General features: G+C 71.7%; 15 protein-coding genes. 2 read left to right on the top strand and 13 right to left on the bottom strand.

What is annotated here, in order from left to right; translation table 11 throughout:
• Positions 1-2 precede the first annotated feature (2 nt).
• The 13 genes from ACR807_RS07000 to ACR807_RS06940 form a co-directional block, all read right to left on the bottom strand.
• The gene (locus ACR807_RS07000) at positions 3-191 is read right to left on the bottom strand and encodes an MbtH family protein (RefSeq protein WP_438920391.1); all 189 of its coding nucleotides are present in this window, start codon (positions 189-191) and stop codon (positions 3-5) included.
• A gap of 13 nt (positions 192-204) precedes the next feature.
• Entirely contained in the window at positions 205-3,408 is a 3,204-nt protein-coding gene (locus ACR807_RS06995; RefSeq protein WP_438920390.1) for a non-ribosomal peptide synthetase, read from the bottom strand.
• Between the two features lie 8 nt (positions 3,409-3,416).
• Positions 3,417-4,604 carry a pyridoxal phosphate-dependent aminotransferase gene (locus ACR807_RS06990; RefSeq protein WP_438920389.1) on the bottom strand — a complete coding sequence of 396 codons (1,188 nt, stop codon included), beginning with the start codon at positions 4,602-4,604 and terminating at the stop codon, positions 3,417-3,419.
• Positions 4,604-5,434 carry a thioesterase II family protein gene (locus ACR807_RS06985; protein ID WP_438920388.1) on the bottom strand — a complete coding sequence of 277 codons (831 nt, stop codon included), beginning with the start codon at positions 5,432-5,434 and terminating at the stop codon, positions 4,604-4,606. Before ACR807_RS06985 ends, ACR807_RS06990 begins: the two co-directional genes overlap by 1 nt.
• Positions 5,431-5,649 (bottom strand): phosphopantetheine-binding protein, encoded by a 219-nt coding sequence (locus ACR807_RS06980; RefSeq protein ID WP_438920387.1) that lies wholly within the window; start codon positions 5,647-5,649, stop codon positions 5,431-5,433. The genes ACR807_RS06985 and ACR807_RS06980 overlap by 4 nt, the downstream gene beginning before the upstream one ends.
• A gap of 56 nt (positions 5,650-5,705) precedes the next feature.
• On the bottom strand, positions 5,706-6,674 hold the full coding sequence (locus ACR807_RS06975) for a GHMP family kinase ATP-binding protein (RefSeq protein WP_438920386.1): 969 nt from the start codon (positions 6,672-6,674) through the stop codon (positions 5,706-5,708).
• On the bottom strand, positions 6,671-8,176 hold the full coding sequence (locus ACR807_RS06970; protein WP_438920385.1) for an argininosuccinate lyase: 1,506 nt from the start codon (positions 8,174-8,176) through the stop codon (positions 6,671-6,673). Before ACR807_RS06970 ends, ACR807_RS06975 begins: the two co-directional genes overlap by 4 nt.
• A complete protein-coding gene (locus tag ACR807_RS06965) occupies positions 8,173-9,465 on the bottom strand; it encodes an acyltransferase domain-containing protein (RefSeq protein ID WP_438920384.1) in 1,293 nt (430 codons plus the stop codon). Before ACR807_RS06965 ends, ACR807_RS06970 begins: the two co-directional genes overlap by 4 nt.
• Entirely contained in the window at positions 9,462-11,768 is a 2,307-nt protein-coding gene (locus tag ACR807_RS06960) for a lantibiotic dehydratase (protein WP_438920383.1), read from the bottom strand. Before ACR807_RS06960 ends, ACR807_RS06965 begins: the two co-directional genes overlap by 4 nt.
• Complete coding sequence (locus ACR807_RS06955; protein WP_438920382.1) at positions 11,761-12,042, bottom strand: acyl carrier protein; 282 nt, start codon at positions 12,040-12,042, stop codon at positions 11,761-11,763. The genes ACR807_RS06960 and ACR807_RS06955 overlap by 8 nt, the downstream gene beginning before the upstream one ends.
• A 16-nt stretch (positions 12,043-12,058) precedes the next feature.
• A complete protein-coding gene (locus ACR807_RS06950; protein ID WP_438920381.1) occupies positions 12,059-12,958 on the bottom strand; it encodes a cupin-like domain-containing protein in 900 nt (299 codons plus the stop codon).
• Complete coding sequence (locus ACR807_RS06945; protein ID WP_438920380.1) at positions 12,927-14,063, bottom strand: GntG family PLP-dependent aldolase; 1,137 nt, start codon at positions 14,061-14,063, stop codon at positions 12,927-12,929. Before ACR807_RS06945 ends, ACR807_RS06950 begins: the two co-directional genes overlap by 32 nt.
• A gap of 1,675 nt (positions 14,064-15,738) precedes the next feature.
• A complete protein-coding gene (locus tag ACR807_RS06940) occupies positions 15,739-16,170 on the bottom strand; it encodes a DUF6892 domain-containing protein (RefSeq protein WP_438920379.1) in 432 nt (143 codons plus the stop codon).
• 146 nt (positions 16,171-16,316) lie between these two features.
• On the opposite strand from ACR807_RS06940, the gene ACR807_RS06935 reads away from it, so the two are divergent.
• Together ACR807_RS06935 and ACR807_RS06930 are read left to right on the top strand one after the other, a co-directional pair.
• Complete coding sequence (locus tag ACR807_RS06935; protein WP_438920378.1) at positions 16,317-17,438, top strand: NAD-dependent epimerase/dehydratase family protein; 1,122 nt, start codon at positions 16,317-16,319, stop codon at positions 17,436-17,438.
• A partial coding sequence (locus ACR807_RS06930) for an amino acid adenylation domain-containing protein (protein WP_438920377.1) occupies positions 17,438-18,843 on the top strand: 1,406 nt, incomplete at its 3' end. The genes ACR807_RS06935 and ACR807_RS06930, both read left to right, overlap by 1 nt.

Here is an 18,843-nt window from a genome sequence, read left to right as displayed (position 1 = left end):
TGTCAGTCGCGCAGGCTGCGGGGCCGCATGTCGACCCACACCCGCTCGATGTGCTCGATGCAGTCCTCCTCCGGGCCCCGGGTGCCCTCGGCCGACCACCCGGCTGGCAGGGGCCGCTCCCGCGGCCAGATCGAGTACTGCTCCTCGTCGTTGACCACGACGAGGTACTGCCGTTCGGTGGGCTCGGTCATCGCTGTGTCTCCCTCAGCGGCTCGTGTGGTCCGGGTCGGCCGCTACGAGGGCGGCGATCTCGGCTTCGGTCAGCCCCGCGACTTCGGCCACGATCAGGTCCTCCACGCGGGCTGCCACCGCGCGGACCGTGGGGTGCTCGAAGATCAGCCGGATGGGGATGTCGGCGGCGAACGCGTCGCGCATCCGGTTGACCGCCCTGGTCACCAGCAGCGAGTGCCCACCTGACGCGAAGAAGTCGTCGTGGGCGCCGAGTTCGCGCACCCCGAGCACCTCGGCCCAGATCCGTGCCACGGCCACCTCCGCGTCCCCGCTGGGTGGGACGTGCGGCCGGTCGTCCGCATCGTCCGGGTCGGGCGGTGGCAACGACCGACGGTCGGTTTTCCCGGACGGTGTCCTGGGCAGGTCCGGCAGCAGCACGAACACCGCGGGCACGGCGGCGGGCGCGAGCCGCTCGGCGGTGAACTCGCGCAGCGCCGCCTGCACCGCGTTGGTGGGTTCGGCGGCCCCCACGGCCGCGTACGCGACCAGGCGGCGTTCACCCGGCATCGGCTCCCAGACGGCGGCGGCGGCGTCCGCCACCCCGGGGAACGCCCGCACCGCGGCCTCGACCTCACCGAGCTCGATCCGCACCCCGCGCAGCTTCACCTGGTGGTCGTCGCGCCCCCGGTAGCGAAGCACGCCATCGGTCCCCACCCTGCCGAAGTCCCCGGTCCGGTACATCCGGCGCCCGGGCGACCACGGATCGGGCACGAACACGCGGGCGGTGCGACCGGGCTGTCCCAGGTAGCCCCGGGCGAGACCGATCCCGCCGATGCACAGCTCACCGAACGCGCCGGGCGGCACCGGCCGCAGTGAATCGTCGAGCACGTACACCGCCTGGTCCTCCATGGGACGGCCGAGCGCGACGGCCTCGTCGCCATCGGCGTCGGCCGGGACGCACACGTGGTGGGTGGAGTCGATCGACACCTCCGTGGTGCCCCAGTGGTTGTTGAGCGAGCAGTCCAGACCCGCGAACCGCTCGTGGAAGAGGCGGACGGCCGAGGGCGGCAGCCGGTCGCCGTCGGACACCAGGTTCCGCAGCGCGCCGAGCTCGGACCTGTGCTCGGGACGGATCTCCTCCAAGAACAGCGCCAGCATCCCCGGGACGAACTGCAGCCACACGACGCCGTGGTCGGCGACGGCCGCCAGCAGGGCGCGCGGGTCGCGGTGCAGGCCGGGCGGCAGCACAACGGTTCGCGCCCCGTGCATGAGCGGCCAGAAGACCTCGCGGGCCACGTCGTCGAAGGTCAGCGGGGTTTTGAGGAGCACCGCATCGCCGGGAGCGAGCAGGTAGCGCAGCTGGAGGTCGACCATCTGGCCGACCCACCCGGCGTGGGTGCACCCGACGGCCTTCGGTTCGCCGGTGGACCCCGAGGTGAAGTAGACGGCGCACAGGTGGTCCGGTCGCACCTCGGGCAGCGCGGGCCCGGCGAGCCCCGCTTCGACCAGCGTGGCGACGTCCACGCGATCCGGGCCGTCGGTGGCCGGTTCCGCGCCGCCCGCGACGATGCAGATCCGGGCTCCGGCGGTGGACAGCAGGCGAGCGAGCCGCGGTGCGGGCGTGTCGGGTTCCAGGGGCACGTACGCGCCGCCCGCCTTCAGCACGCCCAGCAGCACGGCCACCAGGTCGGCGGACCTCTCCACGAGAACGCCCACCGGCACGTCCGGCCCGACACCGCGAGCGACCAGGCCGCGTGCGATGGCCTCGGCCCTGGCGTCCAGTTCGACGTAGGTGAGCCGGGTGTCGCCGTCGACCACGGCCTCCGCCGACGGCGTCCGCCGCACCTGCTCGGTGATCAGCCGGTGCAGCACGTCCGGGGCCCGCCCGGAGGCGCCGCCGTCGGCCGCTGTGCGTAGGAGGACCAGGTCCGGGCGGTCCAGCATGGGCACGTCGTCCACCCGCAGCGTCGGGTCGGCGGCGACGGCCGAGAGGAAGCGGACCAGGTGCTCGGCGAACCGGGTCACCGTGTCCACCTCGTACAAGGCGGTGTCCCACTCCACGTACAGGTCGAGCCCGCCCTTGGTCCGGTGGAAGTCCAGCGACAGGTCGTACTTGGCGCCGCTGCCCGGGGTCGGCACCTCGGCCACGGTCAAGCCGTGCAGCCGGGGCGGCACCAGCGGGGTGGTGTGGTCGACCAGGACCTGGAACAGCGGAGTGCGGGACGGGTCCCGCACCACCCCCGTCTCGGTCACGACGGTGTCGAACGGGACCGTCCGTGCCTCGTAGGCGTCCAGCGCCGTGGCTCGGACGCGGTCGACCAGCTCGCCGAACGCCGGGTTGCCCGAGACGTCCCCCGCGACCGCCACCATGTTGAGGAACGGACCGATGACCGGAGGGCCGCCTGCCCCCGGGCGGGTGGACGACGAACTGCCGGTGGTCACGTCGGTTCGACCGCTGTAGCGGTAGAGGACGGCGTGCGCACCCGCGAGCAGGACCATGAACAGGGTCGCGGCGTGCGTCCGGCCCACCTCGCGCAGACGGGCCACGGTTTCCCCGGCGACGGGGAACGCGGTGCTGCGCCTGCCGTGGCCGCCCCGCGTCGGGGGTCTCGGGTGATCCGGGGGCAACTCGAACGGCGCCCGACCCGTCAGCGCCGCCGAGTACCGCTCCACCGCGGCCGGACGAACCGCCGCGGTGGCCTCGGCGGCGACGTCCCGGAACTGGCGGACCGGCTGCAGCGGCACCCCTCCGGGACCGTCGTCCACCAACCGGTTGTAGAGGGCTTCCAGCTCCAGGTAGAGCACGCCCAGGGATGCCCGGTCGATCGCCACGTGGTGGACTGTCACGCAGAGCACGTGCTCCTCCGGTCCGAGCCTCAGCACGCGTGTCCGCATCGGCGGTTCCGCGGCGAGGTCGAGCGGCGCCGCCGCCACGGCCCGCAGGGTGTCGTCGAGGTCGTCGGGGGAGGTGTCGGCGACGATGAACCGGAACTCCTCCAACCGCCTGCGCAGTCCGACGAGGGCGCCGCCGTCTTCGGTGATCGAGGTGCGCAGGACCTCGTGCCTGGTGACGATCCCGGTGAGGGCGAGCCGGAGCGCTTCGAGGTCCAACGGGCCGGTCAGGCGCAGGAACGTCGTGCTCAGGTAGACCGCGCTCGCCGGGGTGAGCTGGTCGGCCAGCCACAGCACGTGTTGGTTCCTGGGCACCGCGACCCGGTCCGCGACAGCGGGCGTCATCCGGGCCATCACCGGGTGGTGAAGTAGCGGACCATGCGGTCGATGCCGTCCTCGTACCGGGCCGACGTGTAGGACAGCCGCAGTGTCGTGGGCAGTCCGAAGTCCGCGCCGGGCACGGTCGCGACGGCGGTTTCGCGCAGGATGTCGACGGCCAGGGTCAGCGAGTCGGGGATCCGGTGCTCCTCCATGTGCTCGGCGCAGTCCAGGGTCAGGTAGAAGCCGCCGCGCGAGCGGATCGCGGTGACTCCGGGCACCGGGGCGAACGCGCGCACGGTGTAGTCGCGGCGCCTGCGGTAACGACCGACGATCTCCGCCAGGCCGTCCTGGTGGTCCAGTGCGGCGATCGCACCGAACTGGGGTACCGGGTCCGTGGTCAGCAGCGTGTGGTGCTGCACGACGGTCAGCGGCTCGACCAACTCCTGCGGGACCAAGGCGTACCCGACCCGCCGGGCGTACATGCGGTGGCCCTTGGAGAAGGCGTTGGTGACCACGATCGGTGAACGGGTCCCGGTCAGTTCGACCGCGGAGAACGGGACGTCGTCGAAGTGGCAGTTGTTGTAGATCTCGTCGCTGATGATCACCGCACCGCCGTCGACGATGCGGTCGACGGCCGCGAACTCCTCCCGGCTGACGACGTTGCCCAGCGGGTTGCCGGGCGAGTTCACCACGACGATCCGGGTGCGGTCGGTGATCGCTCCGGCCAACGAATCGAGATCGATCCGCAAGGTGTGCGGGTCGATGCGGTAGTACCGCACGGTGGCACCCGCCAAGCGGGCGGTGAAGGTGTAGAGCGGGTAGTACGGCATCGGCACCAGGACTTCGTCGCCGGGCCCGGCGAGGAGCTGGTTCAGGTTGCGGAACGCCATGCTGGTACCGACGCTGACCACGAACCGCTCCGGGTCCAGGGTCACGTTGTGCCGCTTCTCGTACTCCACGGCCAGCCGTTCGCGCAGCTGCGGCAGGCCACCGGGGAACACCAGGGAACTCTTCGCGTGGTCGGCTGCGGCTTCCAGCATGGCGTCGACGATCGGCGCGGCCGGGGGTTCCTCCACCTTGCCCAAGGTGAGCCGGACGACGTCGTCCCGCGTTCGTTCGATCTGTTGGGCCATCCCGTCCAGCACGAACATGAGGAACCGCTCGTCGGCGAAGGACACCGGTAGCCGGGACTGGAGGGAGAGCGGCACTCGATCGTTCATCATTCACCTCTCGGGAAACGGGTGGTCTGCACGGGGCGGCGGGCCTCCGGCGTCGTGGCCGAGGGACCGCGAGGCTCGTGCTCGCCCCCTTCGCGGGTGGGCCAGTGGCGGTCGAGCACGGCGGCGAGCGCGGCGGCGTCGGTGAGGAACGAGAAGTGGTCACCGTCGACCACCTCCGTCCCCCACCAGGTATCGGTGACGGCTTCCCACGACGCCAAGCGGGCCGCCGGGACCACGGGATCGGCTGCTCCGCCGATCGCGACCACGGGTGTGCGCGTGCGTTCCGCGTGGGTGTCCACGTAGGTCCCGCCCGCGGCCAGGTCGGCGCGCAGAGCGGGGAGGGTGAGCCGCATCAGGTCGTCGTCGGCCAGCAGGTCGGGCCGGGTTCCGCCGCGTGAGCCGAGGAAAGCCAGCAGCGCGGTGTCGGACAGGTCCTCGGGGTGGGTGGGCAGGTCACCCCTGCCCGGGGCGGAACCGCCGCAGACGACCAGCCCGGCGACCGGGAGTGCCATGCCCTCCAGGGTGCGGGCGACCTCGTACGCGAGCAGCGCGCCGAAGCTGTGCCCGAACAGGACGACCGCGTGGGCGTCGGGGGCCAGCGCGGCAGCGGTGGCGGTGGCCATCGCGCGCACCGACCGGGCGTGTGGTTCGCGCAGCCTGGGACCACGGCCGGGGTACTGGACGCCGAGCACGGCACGGGTCCCGGCGAGGCCGGTCGCCAGGGCCCAGCCCGCCGATGCGCTCGCTCCGGCTGGTGGGAAGAACACCACCCCCGGCTGGGCGTCGGGTTCGGTGCGGCCCAGCCGGCGCAGCCACGGCGAGCCGGTCACCGGGTCGCCTCCCGGGCCAGCAGGTCGACGCGGTGGGCGAAGTCGGCGAACCCCGGGTGGTCGAACAGGGCGCGCAACTCGGGCCGCACCCCCAGTTCGGCCTCGATGCGGGCGCAGATCGCCAGCGCGGTGGCGGAATCACCACCGAGGTCGAAGAAGTCGTCCCCGTCGGTGACGTCGGTGTCGAGGCAATCGCGCCAGACCGACCGCACCACGCCTGCCGACCTGTGTCGATCGTCGTTGACCACGGCTTGGTTCCTCTTCTCGCGGGTTACAGGGACGCCGGGAACGGGTGTGCGGCCCGGGGCTGGTAGCCCGGCTCTCCCGGGACGCCGTCGTCGGGCAGGCAGCGGTCGACCCACACCGAATCCGACAGGGCGGCGCAGGCGCGCCGCGTTCGGTCCAACCGATCCGGGTAGGAGGGGTCGTCGGCAGCGAGCAGCACTCCGAGCGCGGTTCCGCTGTGGGCGGCGACGACCCCCAGCCCACCGACCGCCCGGCACACCTCGATCATCTCGTCGAGGAATCGCTTGCGGCACAGCCGCTGGTTCATCAGGGCGCTGCGGGTCGCCACCTCACCGATGAGACCGACGTCGCCTGCGGCGACTGCGCCTGTCACGGTGGCGAGCAGGCGCTCGTAGGTTCGCATCGAGGCCGCGGTGAAGTGCTTGGGCTGCCGGTTGAAACCGACTGTTTCGACTTCCCCGCCTTCATCGACACCGACCACGACCATCGGCGGCAGGTGCCCGAGCATCGCGCGCAGCCGCACCTCGCGGTGGTGGAAGGCCACCACGCCCGGGTACATGACGCCGTCGGAAGGCTCGATGTCGCGCATCAGGTCCTCGATGGCCTCCGGCGTGGGCACGTCCCCCAGCGCCAACCCGGTGGCGCGTGCGGTGGCCACCAGGTCGGCCGACGAGCTGGCCAGGCCCTTGCCCTCGGGCAGGTTGCCGTCGAGCAGCAGCAGCCCTCCGCCACCTCGACCCGACCGGACCAGCATCGTCCTGACCAGGGTCAGGGCTTTGGACTTGTGCCGCGGCCGGACGACGACGTCGTGGGCGCCCGGATCGTGGTGGAAGGACGCGGTGCTCCACCGCGCGATGGGCATGGTCACGAGGAAGTCGGAGCCGTCGGGCAGGGCACCCTGCAACAGCTCGCCGAACGTGCCGAACGCCGAGGCGGTGCCGCTGCGTTCGCCGGTGCCGATCCTGCGGGACACCGGGTCGCCCAGCCGGGTCACGGCCGACCTCTCCCGCCCAAGGCGCGGTCGACGCCACCCGCAACCGCTTCCAGCGCCCGGCGCAGTCCGGCGACCTGGTCGGCCAGCGTGGCGCGTTCAGTGGTCTGCGCGGCCAACAACTCGGCCGTCCTGTCCGGGTGCGCCGCCCCCGCGGAGGCTCGGCGGAGCAGCTCGCCGGCCGGGTCGAGTGCGTCTGCGAGCAGCCCCCCCGGGTCGGTCAGGTGGTGGCCGTGCGCCTCGGCGATGGTGCCGAGCAGGTCACCGGCGACGGCCTCCCCGTCACGACCGGCCGCGTGGGCGACGGACACGAACCGGCCGGCCAGGACCTGGGCCTCCCGCCACGGCACGCCCGCGTCCAGGGTCAACCGGTTGGCCAGGGAGAACCCACCGAGGTACTCCTCGGCGCATCGGCGTCGGGCGTGCTCGGTGCGGAACACCAGTTCGTCGAGGACGTGCGTCCACAAGCGCAGCAGCGATCCTGCGGTCCCGAGCGCCCCGACCAGCCCGGCGGTGCTCTCCTTGGACACCTCGACGGTGTTGCTGTACGGCGTGTTGCGCTGGGTGAGCGCGACGTCGACGTACCACGACGTCAGGTGCGCGGCCCGGCCGCGGATGCGTTCGAGCACCGGGTAGTTCTTCTTCTGCGGCATGGCGGAGGAAATCCCGGCCAGGGCATCGGGCAGCTCGACCAACCGGTACTCGCTCCCGGACCACGCCATCAGGTCGGTGACGAACCTGCTGGCGCCGACCGCGAACGTCGAGCACTCGGCGGCGACCTCCAGCACCCACGACCGGGACGCCACGCTCACCAGGGCGTGCGGTTCCGGCCCGGAGAAGCCGAGCAGCGCGGCCATCCGGTCGCGATCCCAGGGCAGTTCCTGCCCCGACATGGCCCCCGCGCCCAGCGGGCAGCGGGCCATGCTCTCGTGGACGGCCAGCAGCCGCCGGGCCGTGTGCAGCAGGTGCGAGACGACGGCGGACAGGTGGAACGCGGGCGTGACCACCTGTGCCGCCTGCAGGTGGGTGAAGCCGGGGAACGGGTCGGTCAGGTGGCGACCGGCGGTGCGCAGCGCGGCGGCGGCGCAGGCCAACAACTCGTCCAGCACGTCCAGCACACCGTCTCGCCCGGCCATGAGCGCCACGGTGGCCTGCAGGTCGTTGCGACTGCGGTCGACGTGCCAGGCGGGGGCGTCGACCTGGTCGGCGACCCGCCGCTCCACGGCGAGCGCCAGGTCGGAGAGGTTGCCACCCGGGTCGGCGGTCACCCCCTCGGCGGCGATGCCGTCGAGCGCGGCTACGACTCGTTCCGCGGCGGATCGGTCCAGCACGCCCAAGCGGACGTACTCGGTGAGCAGCACCTTCTCCACGACCAGGTGGTGCCGCAGCAGGTGGTCGGCGTCGTGGTGGAACTGCGGGTTCAGCACCTCGCGGCGCCACACGTCGTCCGGGTGCCCGCTGACCCGGCCGCTGAGCGGGGTCGCGCTCCCCGAAGTCGCGGTCATCGGCCGCTCCCGCTCTCGCGCGTACCGGCCACCCGACGCCAATCGGGGTCGTACCCCGCGACGTGGGCCAAGCCGACGCTGGTGGCCAGCGACACCGCGTCCGGCACGTCGCGCCGCGCCGAGGGCAGCACCGTGCCGTCGCGGTGGTCGGCCACGAGCAGGTCCTCCACGGACGCTGTCAGCGCGGCCTGCGGCCCCAGTTCGACGAACAGGGGCCGGCGGGCGTCGGCCGCGGCGGCGCGGCAGGCGGCGGCGAACAACACCGGCGAGCACAGGTGCGCGGCCCAGTACGCGGCGCCGAGTTCGGGCCCGCGCACCACGCGGGCCAGGACGGTCGAGTACATCGGGATGTCGGTGTCGGTGGCTTCCAGCGCCGTCAACCGGGACACCAGCTCGGGCACGGCGGAGGCGACCCTCGGCGAGTGCGAGGCGGCACCTGCCTTGAGCTTGCGGCAGAAGACCTTGCGCGCGAGCAGTGGCTCGACGACCTCCACGAGCGCCGCCGGATCGCCGCACAGGGTGACGAAGTGGTCGCTGTTGACCGCCGCGACGAACACCCGGTCCGCGTACGGCGCAACGGCCGCCCGCGCGGTCCGCTCATCCGCCTGCACCGCCCACATGTCACCGGAATCCGCCATGGACTCCAGCAGTTCGCCTCGGACGCACACCAAGGCCGCCGCGTGGTCGACGGTGAGCGCCCCGGCGGTGACGGCGGCGGCGATCTCGCCCATGCTGTGACCGATCACGGCGTCGGGCGCCACGCCCCAGTGCCGCCAGAGCGCGGCGAGCGCGACCTGCAGCGCCCACAGCACGGGTTGGACGCGGCCCTCCCCCTCGATGTTCGCGGACCCGCGCACCGCGTCCAGGAGCGACCACCCGGCGTGCCGTGCCACGGCGGCGTCGCACTCGTCGAGGGCCTCGGCCACGACCGGTCCTGCTGCGAGGAGTTCGCGGCCCATCCCGGCCCGCTGCGCTCCCTGACCTGGGAAGACGAACACCACGCGGTCGGGGGGACCGGGACGGGGGCCGGAGCCGGTCGTCGGGAGCGCACGCAGCGCAGCGGCCAGTTCGGCGCTGTCACGGCCGACGACCGCACCGCGGCACGGGTGGTGCGCGCGCTCCGCGGCGGTACGGCACACGGTCTCGGGACCGTGTGCGTCCAGCAGGTCCGCGTACTCGCCGGCCAACGCCGTGAGCGCGGCGGGATCGGGTGCGGACAGCGGCAGGACGTGCGGGAAGGGGGTGGGGAGGGCGGTGCCCGGCTCGACGGGCGCGGCGCGGGTGATCATGGGTGACCTCCGAGGTCCACCGTGGCCAGCCGCAGCTCCGAGGTGTACCGGCGCCCCGCAGCGTCGCGCAGCCACAGGTGGTCCGCCCCCGGTGCCATCTCGGTGAGGCGGACGGTCCGATCGCCGGTGAGATCCGCGCTGCGGATGGCCCTGCACAGGACATTGACGAGCAACGGACTGTCGAAGTCGACGTAGATCGGTTTCTGCTGACCCTGCACCTTGGCGAACACGTGCCGGGGCAGGCCGTGGTCGCGCCACCAGTGCCGGGTCCGGGCGTAGCGGTCCGCCTCGTCGCGGACGGCGGCGAACCCGAGCGCAGTGGCCGGGAACGCCCACGACTCGCGGGTGACGACGAGTCTGTCGACGGTGAGGCGGGGTGTGTGCGGGACGTCCCCGAAGATGTCGAAGCGGTCGCCGACGAGGTTCATGAGCATCTCGGCGAACACGTCGAGGACGTCGAACCGTTGTCCCTCCACGGTGACGTGGACCCCGTCGGCGTCGCTGCCGACGACGAGGTCGGCGGCACGCAGCAGCCCCGGCCGCGCCGGGTCCTCGGTCTGGTCGAACAGCGCGACCAGGAAGTCCCGGTCGCGGATCAGGGCCGGGCGGGTGCGGGCCGAGAGACGCCCGGACTCCTTGGGCAGCACGGGGTGCAGCCGGGGCCTCGGGTCCTCGGCGTCCAGGCAGGCGAACAGTTCGTCCCGCTCGGGGTGGAAGGCGACGCCGACAGCGTTGCGCAAGGTGTTGACCGCGATGTGGAACTCGCCCAGGACCAGCGTGAAGTCGCCACGCCGGAACGCCTCGTCGTCCGCGGCGGACACCATGACGTCCGGGCTGCAGTAGCGCGCGGCCGTCCACCCCGCCTTGGGCGCCGCGAACACCTCGGCCACCGGGCCGGCGAGGTCCGCGCCGCGGTACGCCAGGGAGGGGGTGTCGGCGGGCTCACCCAGGACGGTCCGCCAGCGGAGCCGGAACTCCGCGTCCACCGCGTCCGCGAGGACTCGACCTTCGTCGTGCACCAATGGCATGGCGGTGCTCCACAGCCACGCCAACGTGGGAGCGGAGCCGTGTTCGGCGGTGTACTGGTGGACCAAGTCGCGCATTCGCTCGGCGAGCGCCTGCCCGATCCGGTGGGTGTACCAGCGGACGCTGCGGAGCAGGAGTTCGACGGGGGAGAGCGCCGTCAGGAAGTCCTGGCCCATGACCGGTGTGGCAGCCCGCAGCGCGTCGAGGAAGACCAGGGTCCGGCCGCCGTACATCTTGCCGTGGTTGCGTCCCGGCTCGCTACCGGTCACTTCCCGGAAGACCTCGTCCAGGCCGACCAGCGCCAGCGCCAGCTTGTCCGGGTCGTCCTGGGCCTCGCGCACGGTGTCGCGTGCGGCTTCCAGCCGGTCAAGACCGATCTCGACGGCATCGCGCAGCGTCCCGTCCCCGATCCGGGCGAGGAGCGCCCGCAGCGCGACCTCCGGCCTCAGCCCGGCGGGCACCTCCAAGCGCCAGGTGAGGACCCTCTTGCGACAGAGCCGGTCCAGCATCGCGTAGACGTCGTCCTCGGTGGCCAGGCCGGGCGCGGTTCCGGCCAGCTCCCCGGCGATGCGGTGGGCGGGGGTGGTTCCGTCGCACCGCGCGAGGACCGCCGCATCCGACGCGGACAGGGTGAGGGGCCGCAAACCGGGCAACCGGACCTCGGTTCCCCCGACTTCGGCGAACGCCCGTCGATAAGGGGGCATCCAGCGTCGGACTCGTTCATCGGTGCCGATCAGGGCGGCGAGCCGATCGACGGCCCAGGACTCGAAGAAGATCTCGGAGCGCTCGACCAGCGCCGGGCCGTTCGTCACCGCCGACGTGGGCGTCGAGGGGTCGCACCGACCCCAGCCGACCGGGCCGAAGAAGCCGATGGTGTCGTTCTTGACGCAGTAGCGCTGCCAGTAGTTGGCCATCCGCTCCTCTTGCTGGCGGTAGCGCGCGTTCCGGCCATCGGCGACCGGGTCGCGCCGCAGGAACGACCCGAGCCCGCCCTCGGCCGCCCGGTGGTTCTGCCACACCAGGGCGCGGCGGAACCCGGCTGTCCCGGTGACCTCCTGCAACCGGAGGGTCAGCGTCGACATCGCCTCGGCGAAGCGCTCGCGGTAGGCGGCCCGATCCACGGGCGTGGTCGCGCGGTCCGCGGCGGCGGCGAGGTCGGGCGCGGCCAGGGCCGCCACCCCGGACGCCGGGAAGCCCGGCGCCCTGAGCAGGAACGGGCGCCACAGTGCCCAATCGTCGCCGATCCGAACGTGGGTGGCGGCGGTGGGGTCACCCACGGGGCGCATCGTGATCCGCCGGGTCGACGAGCACGCTCGTGATCTCCTCGGTGATCTCGTCCACGGTTCGCAGCATGAACAGCGTCGAGACGGGCAGCTTCACACCGAGCAGGTCGCGTATCCCGTGCACCACGTCGACGCCCTTGACGGAGTCGCCACCGTGGTCGAAGAAGTCGTCCTGGGCGGTGAACGCGGTCGAACCGAGCACCTCGCGGTAGATGCCGAGGACGGCGAGCCGGATTTCCTCGGTCGAGACGGCCTGGTCGTTGGTCATCGCACGGCCTTCCAGGTCAGGAGATGTAGACGAAGTAGGACTTGAGCGCGGGCATCAGCACCTTGAGCGGGATGCGTCCGCAGACCCCGAGTGCGAACAGCAGGTTGTAGCGCAGGTTCTGGATCGGCATCCCGTCCTTCACCGCGAGCACCGAGCGCACGGCACTCACCGGGTCGTGCCAGTCGATGTTGAACGACACCGACGCGCTCAGCGAGGTGACCTTGTGGAGGGTGCCCGGTGGCATGTAGAGCACGTCGCCCGCCTCGACCACGCGCGTCGTGGTCTGGACTCCCTCGAACCTGGGGTTCTTCTCGTAGTCCGGGGCGTCCGGGTCCACACCGGACCACCGCCAGTTGTAGGTGTACGCCCGGTCCCGGTCCTCGGGCGCCACCATGACGAACCGCTTGCTGCCGTGGAACTGGAAGAACAGGTTGTGGGTGAGCAGGGTGTCGAAGTGCAGCGGCGTGACCGCCCGGGACGGTCCGACGAAGAACTGGGGGAACTCCCACCACTGCTTGGCGAAGAAGGACGGCAGCAGCTCGGCGGGAAACGGCTTCAGTTCGTCCCTCAACCGCGGCACCATCGCCAGCAGCGGCACGTCGTGCAGGTAGGCGGGCGGCTCCCGCTCCGCGCGCACCTCCTCGGGCAGTGCCTCCCACTCCAGCACGGACGCGCAGTAGTCGGCCATCCTGACCGAGGAGGTCCTGCCATCGGCCACCCGGCCGACCTTGAGCCTGACCGGCAGGTCCGGTGCGATCTCGGCGAAGTAGGGCAGGCTCCACGAGCGGGTGGCCGGCAGGTGCGCGAGCGCGCCCTTCATCAGAACCGGGCGCTTGTTGACGTAGTCGCGGTAGAACTCGGCTGGAGACAGGTCGGATCGGACGTCAGCCGACCAGGTCGGCGCGGTAGCGGACATGCGGACTCCCAGCAGGCTCGGATCGAGCGGTCGAGTCGTGCAGGATCGAAGCGACGACGTCGACCGCGTGGTCGACGTCCGCCGTATCGACTCCCAGGTGCGTGACGGCCCGGATGCGTCCCGGACCGAGTTCAGCGAGGTCGATCCCGTGCTCGCGAGCGGCGCCGATGAGCGCTGTGCTGTCCCACCCGTGCGCGGTGACGCGGAAGAAGACCATGTTGATGTCGGCGTCGCCGTCGAGGGTGATGCCCGGGATCGCGGACAACCCCTCGGCCAGGCGACGCGCGGTGGCGTGGTCCTCGGCCAACCGTCCGCGATCGCGGAGGCCGACGAGGCCCGCTGCCGCGACCACGCCAGCTTGGCGCATGCCGCCGCCGAGCATCTTGCGCACCCTGCGGACGCCGGCGACGAACGCCTCCGGACCGACCACCACGGAACCGATCGGGGCGCCGAGACCCTTGGAGAGGCAGAACTGCACGCTGTCGGCGTGCGCGGCGATGTCGGCGGCATCGACGCCGGTCGCGGCGGCGGCGTTGAAGATGCGGGCGCCGTCGACGTGCACCGGAACGCCGTGTGCGTGGGCGAAGGCGGCGGTGTCGGCGAGATACGCCTGGGACAGCACCTTGCCGCCCGCGTGGTTCTGGGGGTTTTCCAGGCACAGCAGGGCGGGCAGGGCGAACTGCGGGTCCCCTGGATCGGTGGGGAACGCGGCAACCAGGGCGTCCGGGTCGAGCGAGCCGTCGTGGAGGTTGGGCACCGGGTGGTAGACCACGCCGCCGCAGACCGATGCGCCACCCGCCTCGTAGACGTAGATGTCCGACTGCTCACCGACGATCACCTTCGTACCGCGCGGGCAGTGCACGAGGATGCTCGCCAGGTTGGCCATGGTCCCGCTCGGCAGGTAGCAGCCGGCCGGTTTCCCCAGGACCGAGGCAGCCTCTGCCTCCAGCGCAACCACCGTCGGGTCCTCACCGTAAACGTCGTCCCCGAGCGGTGCTGCGGCCATCGCGGCCATCATCTCGGCTGTCGGCAGGGTGAAAGTGTCACTGCGCAACTCGATCCGACGCCCAGCTCGTCCGACGTCCTTCACCAAGCCCTCGCCCACGACCACCTCCGGTGTCGGTGTCCGTCGCAACGGACTCTCCGACACCACAGTCGGGTGCGCGGCGATCAGCGCCCTGTCCGCCCGCTATCACCGTGCCGGGATGAGGGGCCGATGGTCGGATCAGGATCGAGGGGCAGCGGGGATTCCACGCGAGGTGGACGAGGTCGCCGCCACGCCGTCCGTGACCTGTTTCGGGCTGTTTCGGGCTGGACGGAGGTGGACTGCCGACGCGCACCCGAGCCTCCGCCCGAGTCGTGGACGCGGGTCTCGTCCACCACCCCGCGGGGGCGGCCGAATGGGAAGGTCCGCCGCGGTGCCGATGGGTGGGCTCCCCGGAGTGGTTCGACGACGGTGATCCGGTTTTCGCGTTGTGGCCGCGCCAGGTTGACCGAGGATGTCGACCCGATTCGCGGGCGGCCCGTGGTGTCGTCCCAGTGGTGGTTCCGCGCCGGCGCCTGCCGCAGAGCCCGGACCTGGAAAATGTCCAGCAGGCCGGGATGGTTGAGGCCGAGGTGTTCGAGCAGGCCGTCGTGCGCATGATCGGCGACGCGGGCGGGTTTCCCCAGGGCCGCACGCACCCCCATCGCCGCCGTACCACCGGGATTACCGGCTCGCGCCCTCCGCGCGGTGAACTCCTCGATCTCCGTCAAGCACCCGGGACCAACCGGTCACCCTCCGCGACACACCGACTGTTCCGAGATCACCGGCAGGGTCAGGCTGAGCCCTTGTACCGCTCATGCCCTCCTACCGATATGGGTGGAGTTGTCGACAGGCACGAAGTCGCCGTCCCGGAAAGTTCGCGGCGCCGGCGCTCGACGACCGACAAGTCCGGGAATTCGCGCCGTGCCGCGACATCAGCACGCAGGACCAGCCGGTGACGGCCAGCAGGTGGTACCCCCGGGGGTGGCAGCGCGACGTACAGGTCCCGGGACGGCACGGGGAGAGGTTGACCACGACCAGGTGCCGCGTATCCGGCCCGATCCGGGACCAGGCCAGGAGGATCTCGCACGTCCGCCGGGTCGAGGTCCATGACGCCGGAGCCGCCGCGGTCGTCGCGACGGCACTCGTGCGCCACCCGGTCGGGGACTGTTTCAAGATCGGCCCTGGCGCACTTCCGGTGCTGACGATGAGTAGCCGGTCGCGGCCGTGACCTTGCGGTGGAGATCGATGCCCTTGTCGGGAAGGTGCTTTCGGGCTGTCGACGCCCTCGTCATCGCAGGCCCGGGGCGCCGGAAGGCACGGCGACAACCCGGATGCGGACCGCGACCACCGCTCTCTGCCACGCACCCAACGACCGAAACCGACAGTCCGGAAATGCCGTCCCCACAAAGGGATTGGCGCCCATCGCAAGATCACGACCCGACCGGCTGCTCACCGTCACCACCGAAAGTGCGCCAGAGCCGATCACGAGATAGACCCGTTCCCGGCCGCGCCGGCCTGGCTCTCCCGATGGGGACCCGACGCGCTCGCCGCCCGACTCCGCGACAGCACCACGCGCGCCGTCGCGGAACTGCGGGCTGTCACGTAGTCGATCCTGTCGTCCGTGCAGTTCACGCGGCATGGTGGTACCCGTCGAGGATGCCCCGTCGTTGCCGTCGGGGGAGGAGGGAAGCCTTCGGGGAGTTCTCCTGCGGGGGCGCGGGGGCCGTTGAGCGGTGGCGGTGGACGCGGGTGCTCAGCCCACGGCGATTCCGCGGGCCTTGAGGGTGGCCTCGGCGTCGGGGGCGGCCATCATGGCCTCGTCGCCGCCGTGGATCACGCGGAGGTTGGGCAGCAGGTCGAGGTCGTCCAGTGAGGTGACGTCGAAGAGGTCGTCCTCCCCGTCCCAGAAAGGCGAGCACTGGTGGTAGATCTCCAAGCCGCCGTCGGTGGTCAGTTCGTCCACAGTGGCCAGCTGCTCGGGGGTGATCTCCAGATCGGTGAAGTACTGGCGGGCTTCTTCGAGGACGGTGTGCAGCAGGTCCTGTTGGTGCAGGTACTTCCACAGGTCGCCGGTGGCGCCCTTGGCGTGGAGGACGTCGGCGATCCGGAAACGGGGCTGGATCACCTTGTCCTGGTACATGAGCTTGTCGATGACCAGCAGCTTGAAGTTGAAGTCGCGGAACATGTCCCACTGTCTACCAGGCCACCCCGACAATCCGGGCGGTCGACACCACCTTCCGATCGGCGGACCAAGCGGACCCGGTACCGGCTTGAGCCGGCCGGGGCTTTCTTCGCCCGCGCCGCACCGGACATCGAGCCCGGACCGCGGTAATGCCGGCCTTTCAAGATCTGCATTCGTTTGCGGCCCGCTGTGCGCGGCAACCTGAATTCCGGGTCCTTGTCAGGGGTTCGTGGTCATGCGATCATGAGGAGGTGAAGATTCTCATCATTGGGGGCTCGATATTCCTCGGATGGTCTTTCGCGCAGGAGGCAATCGATCGCGGACATTCTTTGACCTTGTTCAACCGAGGAAAATCCGGACCCGAAATACGGGGGGCGAAGAATCTTCGGGGTGACCGGGAGGATTCGGCCGACCTGGAGGTCCTCGCCGCCGCGGGACCGTGGGACGCGGTCATCGACACCAGTGGTTCCCAGCCCCGCACCGTCGGGCGGTCGGCCCGAGCCCTCAGCGGCAGGGCGGGCGCTTACCTGTTCGTGTCGTCCGTCCACGCCTACGCCGACTGGCCCGCCGGCCCCGTCGACGAGCAGTCGGCGCGCCACCCCTGCCCGCCGGACGCTGCCGTTGACGAGGTGTCCGGCAACGTGCTCAAGGCAGGGTGCGAGCGAGCTGTCGAGAAGTACTTCGAAGGTGACACCTGCGTCCTCAACCCCGGACTGATCACAGGTCCCCGCGAGACTCCCGGACGGCTGCTGTGGTGGCTGGAGCGCATGGCTCGCGGCGGTGAGGTCGTTGCGCCGGGCCGCGCCGAGCAGCCGGTCCAGCTCATCGACGCCCGGGACGTCGCGGCGTTCGGTCTCGACCTGCTGGAGAGGGGCGCCGCCGGGCGGCACCTGGTCACCGGTCCCAACGGCACCACGACCTTCGGTGAGCTGCTGGACCTGTGCGCGCGGGTGACCGGAGCCGGGGCACGACCGGTGTGGGTCGCCGAGGACTTCCTCGTGGACCAGGGCGTGGGGCCCTGGACCGAGATGCCGTTCTGGGCGCCGGAGCAGCCCGCCATGGCGGGTGCCTGGGCGGCTTCCCCGGCGAAGGCCGTCGCCGCCGGGCTGCGCTGCCGCCCGCTGGCCCGGACGGTCGCGGACACCTGGGAGTGGTTGGGCGAGCGCGGCCCGTCCGAGACCCCCTACCGGCAGGGCGACGCCGTGCTCGGGATCGACCCGGTGAAGGAGCGCGGAGTACTCCGCGCATGGCGGACCGAGGTGGGCGACTGATGACCGGACAGGAACCCGGTGCGCCGCGCGACCTGTACGACTGGTTCGCCGCGTCGGCACGGGAGCACGGCGGGCTCGTCGCCCTGGAGGTCGGCGGGGAACGGCTGACCTATCGCGAACTGGACGGCCTGGCCGTGGAGCTGGCCGAGGAGATCCTGACCGCGTGCGGTGGTCGTGCTCCGCGTCGGGTGGGCCTGACGACGACGCCGGGCACGTCGACCTACGCGGCGTGCCTGGCGGCGTTGCGCCTGGGCGCGGCCGTGGTCCCGCTCAACTCGTCCTTCCCCGCGGCACGGCTGACGCACATCGCGCGGGCCTCCGGTCTGGACCTGCGCCTGGTCGACCACACCCCGGCGCCGGAGGTCCCGGACGTACCGGTCCTCCGCCTGTCCGCGGACCTCCTGGCGCGGCTGCGCCGAGGCGAAGCGGTGGGGGAAGTACCGCCCCGGGTCGAAGCACCCGCGGGGGATGCCGCGTACGTGCTGTTCACCTCGGGGTCCACCGGCACCCCCAAGGGCGTACCGGTCGCGCACCGCAGCATCGACGCCTTCCTGCGGTACGTCATCGACCGCTACGCGCTCGGGCCCGGCTGCCGGATGGCCCAGAACAGCGGCCTCGCGTTCGACGCGTCCGTCCTCGAACTGTTCGGCGCCTGGGGCTCGGGCGCCACCCTGGTCGTCCCGCCCCGGAGCGAACTGCCCAAACCGGCCCGGTTCGTGGCCCGTGAGGGGATCACGCACTGGTTCTCGGTACCGTCCGTGATCACGATGGCGGACCTGACCGGAGGTCTCGCCCCCGGTTCGATGCCCTCGTTGCGCTGGAGCCTGTTCGGGGGCGAGCAGCTGACGGTGCAGCAGGCCAGGGCGTGGCGCAGGGCCGCGTCGCAGAGCGTTGTGGAGAACGTGTACGGGCCGACCGAGCTGACCATCCTCTCGACGCAGTACCGGCTGCCGGAGCGGGTGGAGGACTGGCCGCGCACGGTCAACGGCACCCTGCCCATCGGCCTGGTCTACCCCCATCTCGACCACCAGGTCGTGGACGATCGGGGCAGGCCCTCCGACGTGGGCGAGTTGCGCCTGCGCGGCGTGCAGCGGTTCGCCGGGTACCTCGACGAGGACGACAACCGGGGACGGTTCCTGGACGACTCGGGGCGTCCCGTGGAGACCGCCGGGCGGTACGTCCCGGACGAGGAGCACTGGTACCGCACCGGAGACCTGGTGCAGGTGCTGGACGACGGGGTCCTGGTGCACCTGGGGCGGCTCGACCAGCAGGTCAAGGTCATGGGCCAGCGGGTGGAGATCGGTGAGGTCGAGGCGGTGCTGCGCGAGCAGGACGGTATCGGTCAGGTCGCGGTCGTGGCCCTGCGCGGCGAGGACGGGCAGACGCGGCTGGAGGCCGCGTACAC

This window comes from Saccharothrix sabaoui (assembly GCF_051756985.1).
Classification (GTDB): domain Bacteria; phylum Actinomycetota; class Actinomycetes; order Mycobacteriales; family Pseudonocardiaceae; genus Actinosynnema.
The sequence above is the reverse complement of the archived record's forward strand: the minus strand, read 5'-3'. Positions and strand labels throughout refer to the sequence as shown.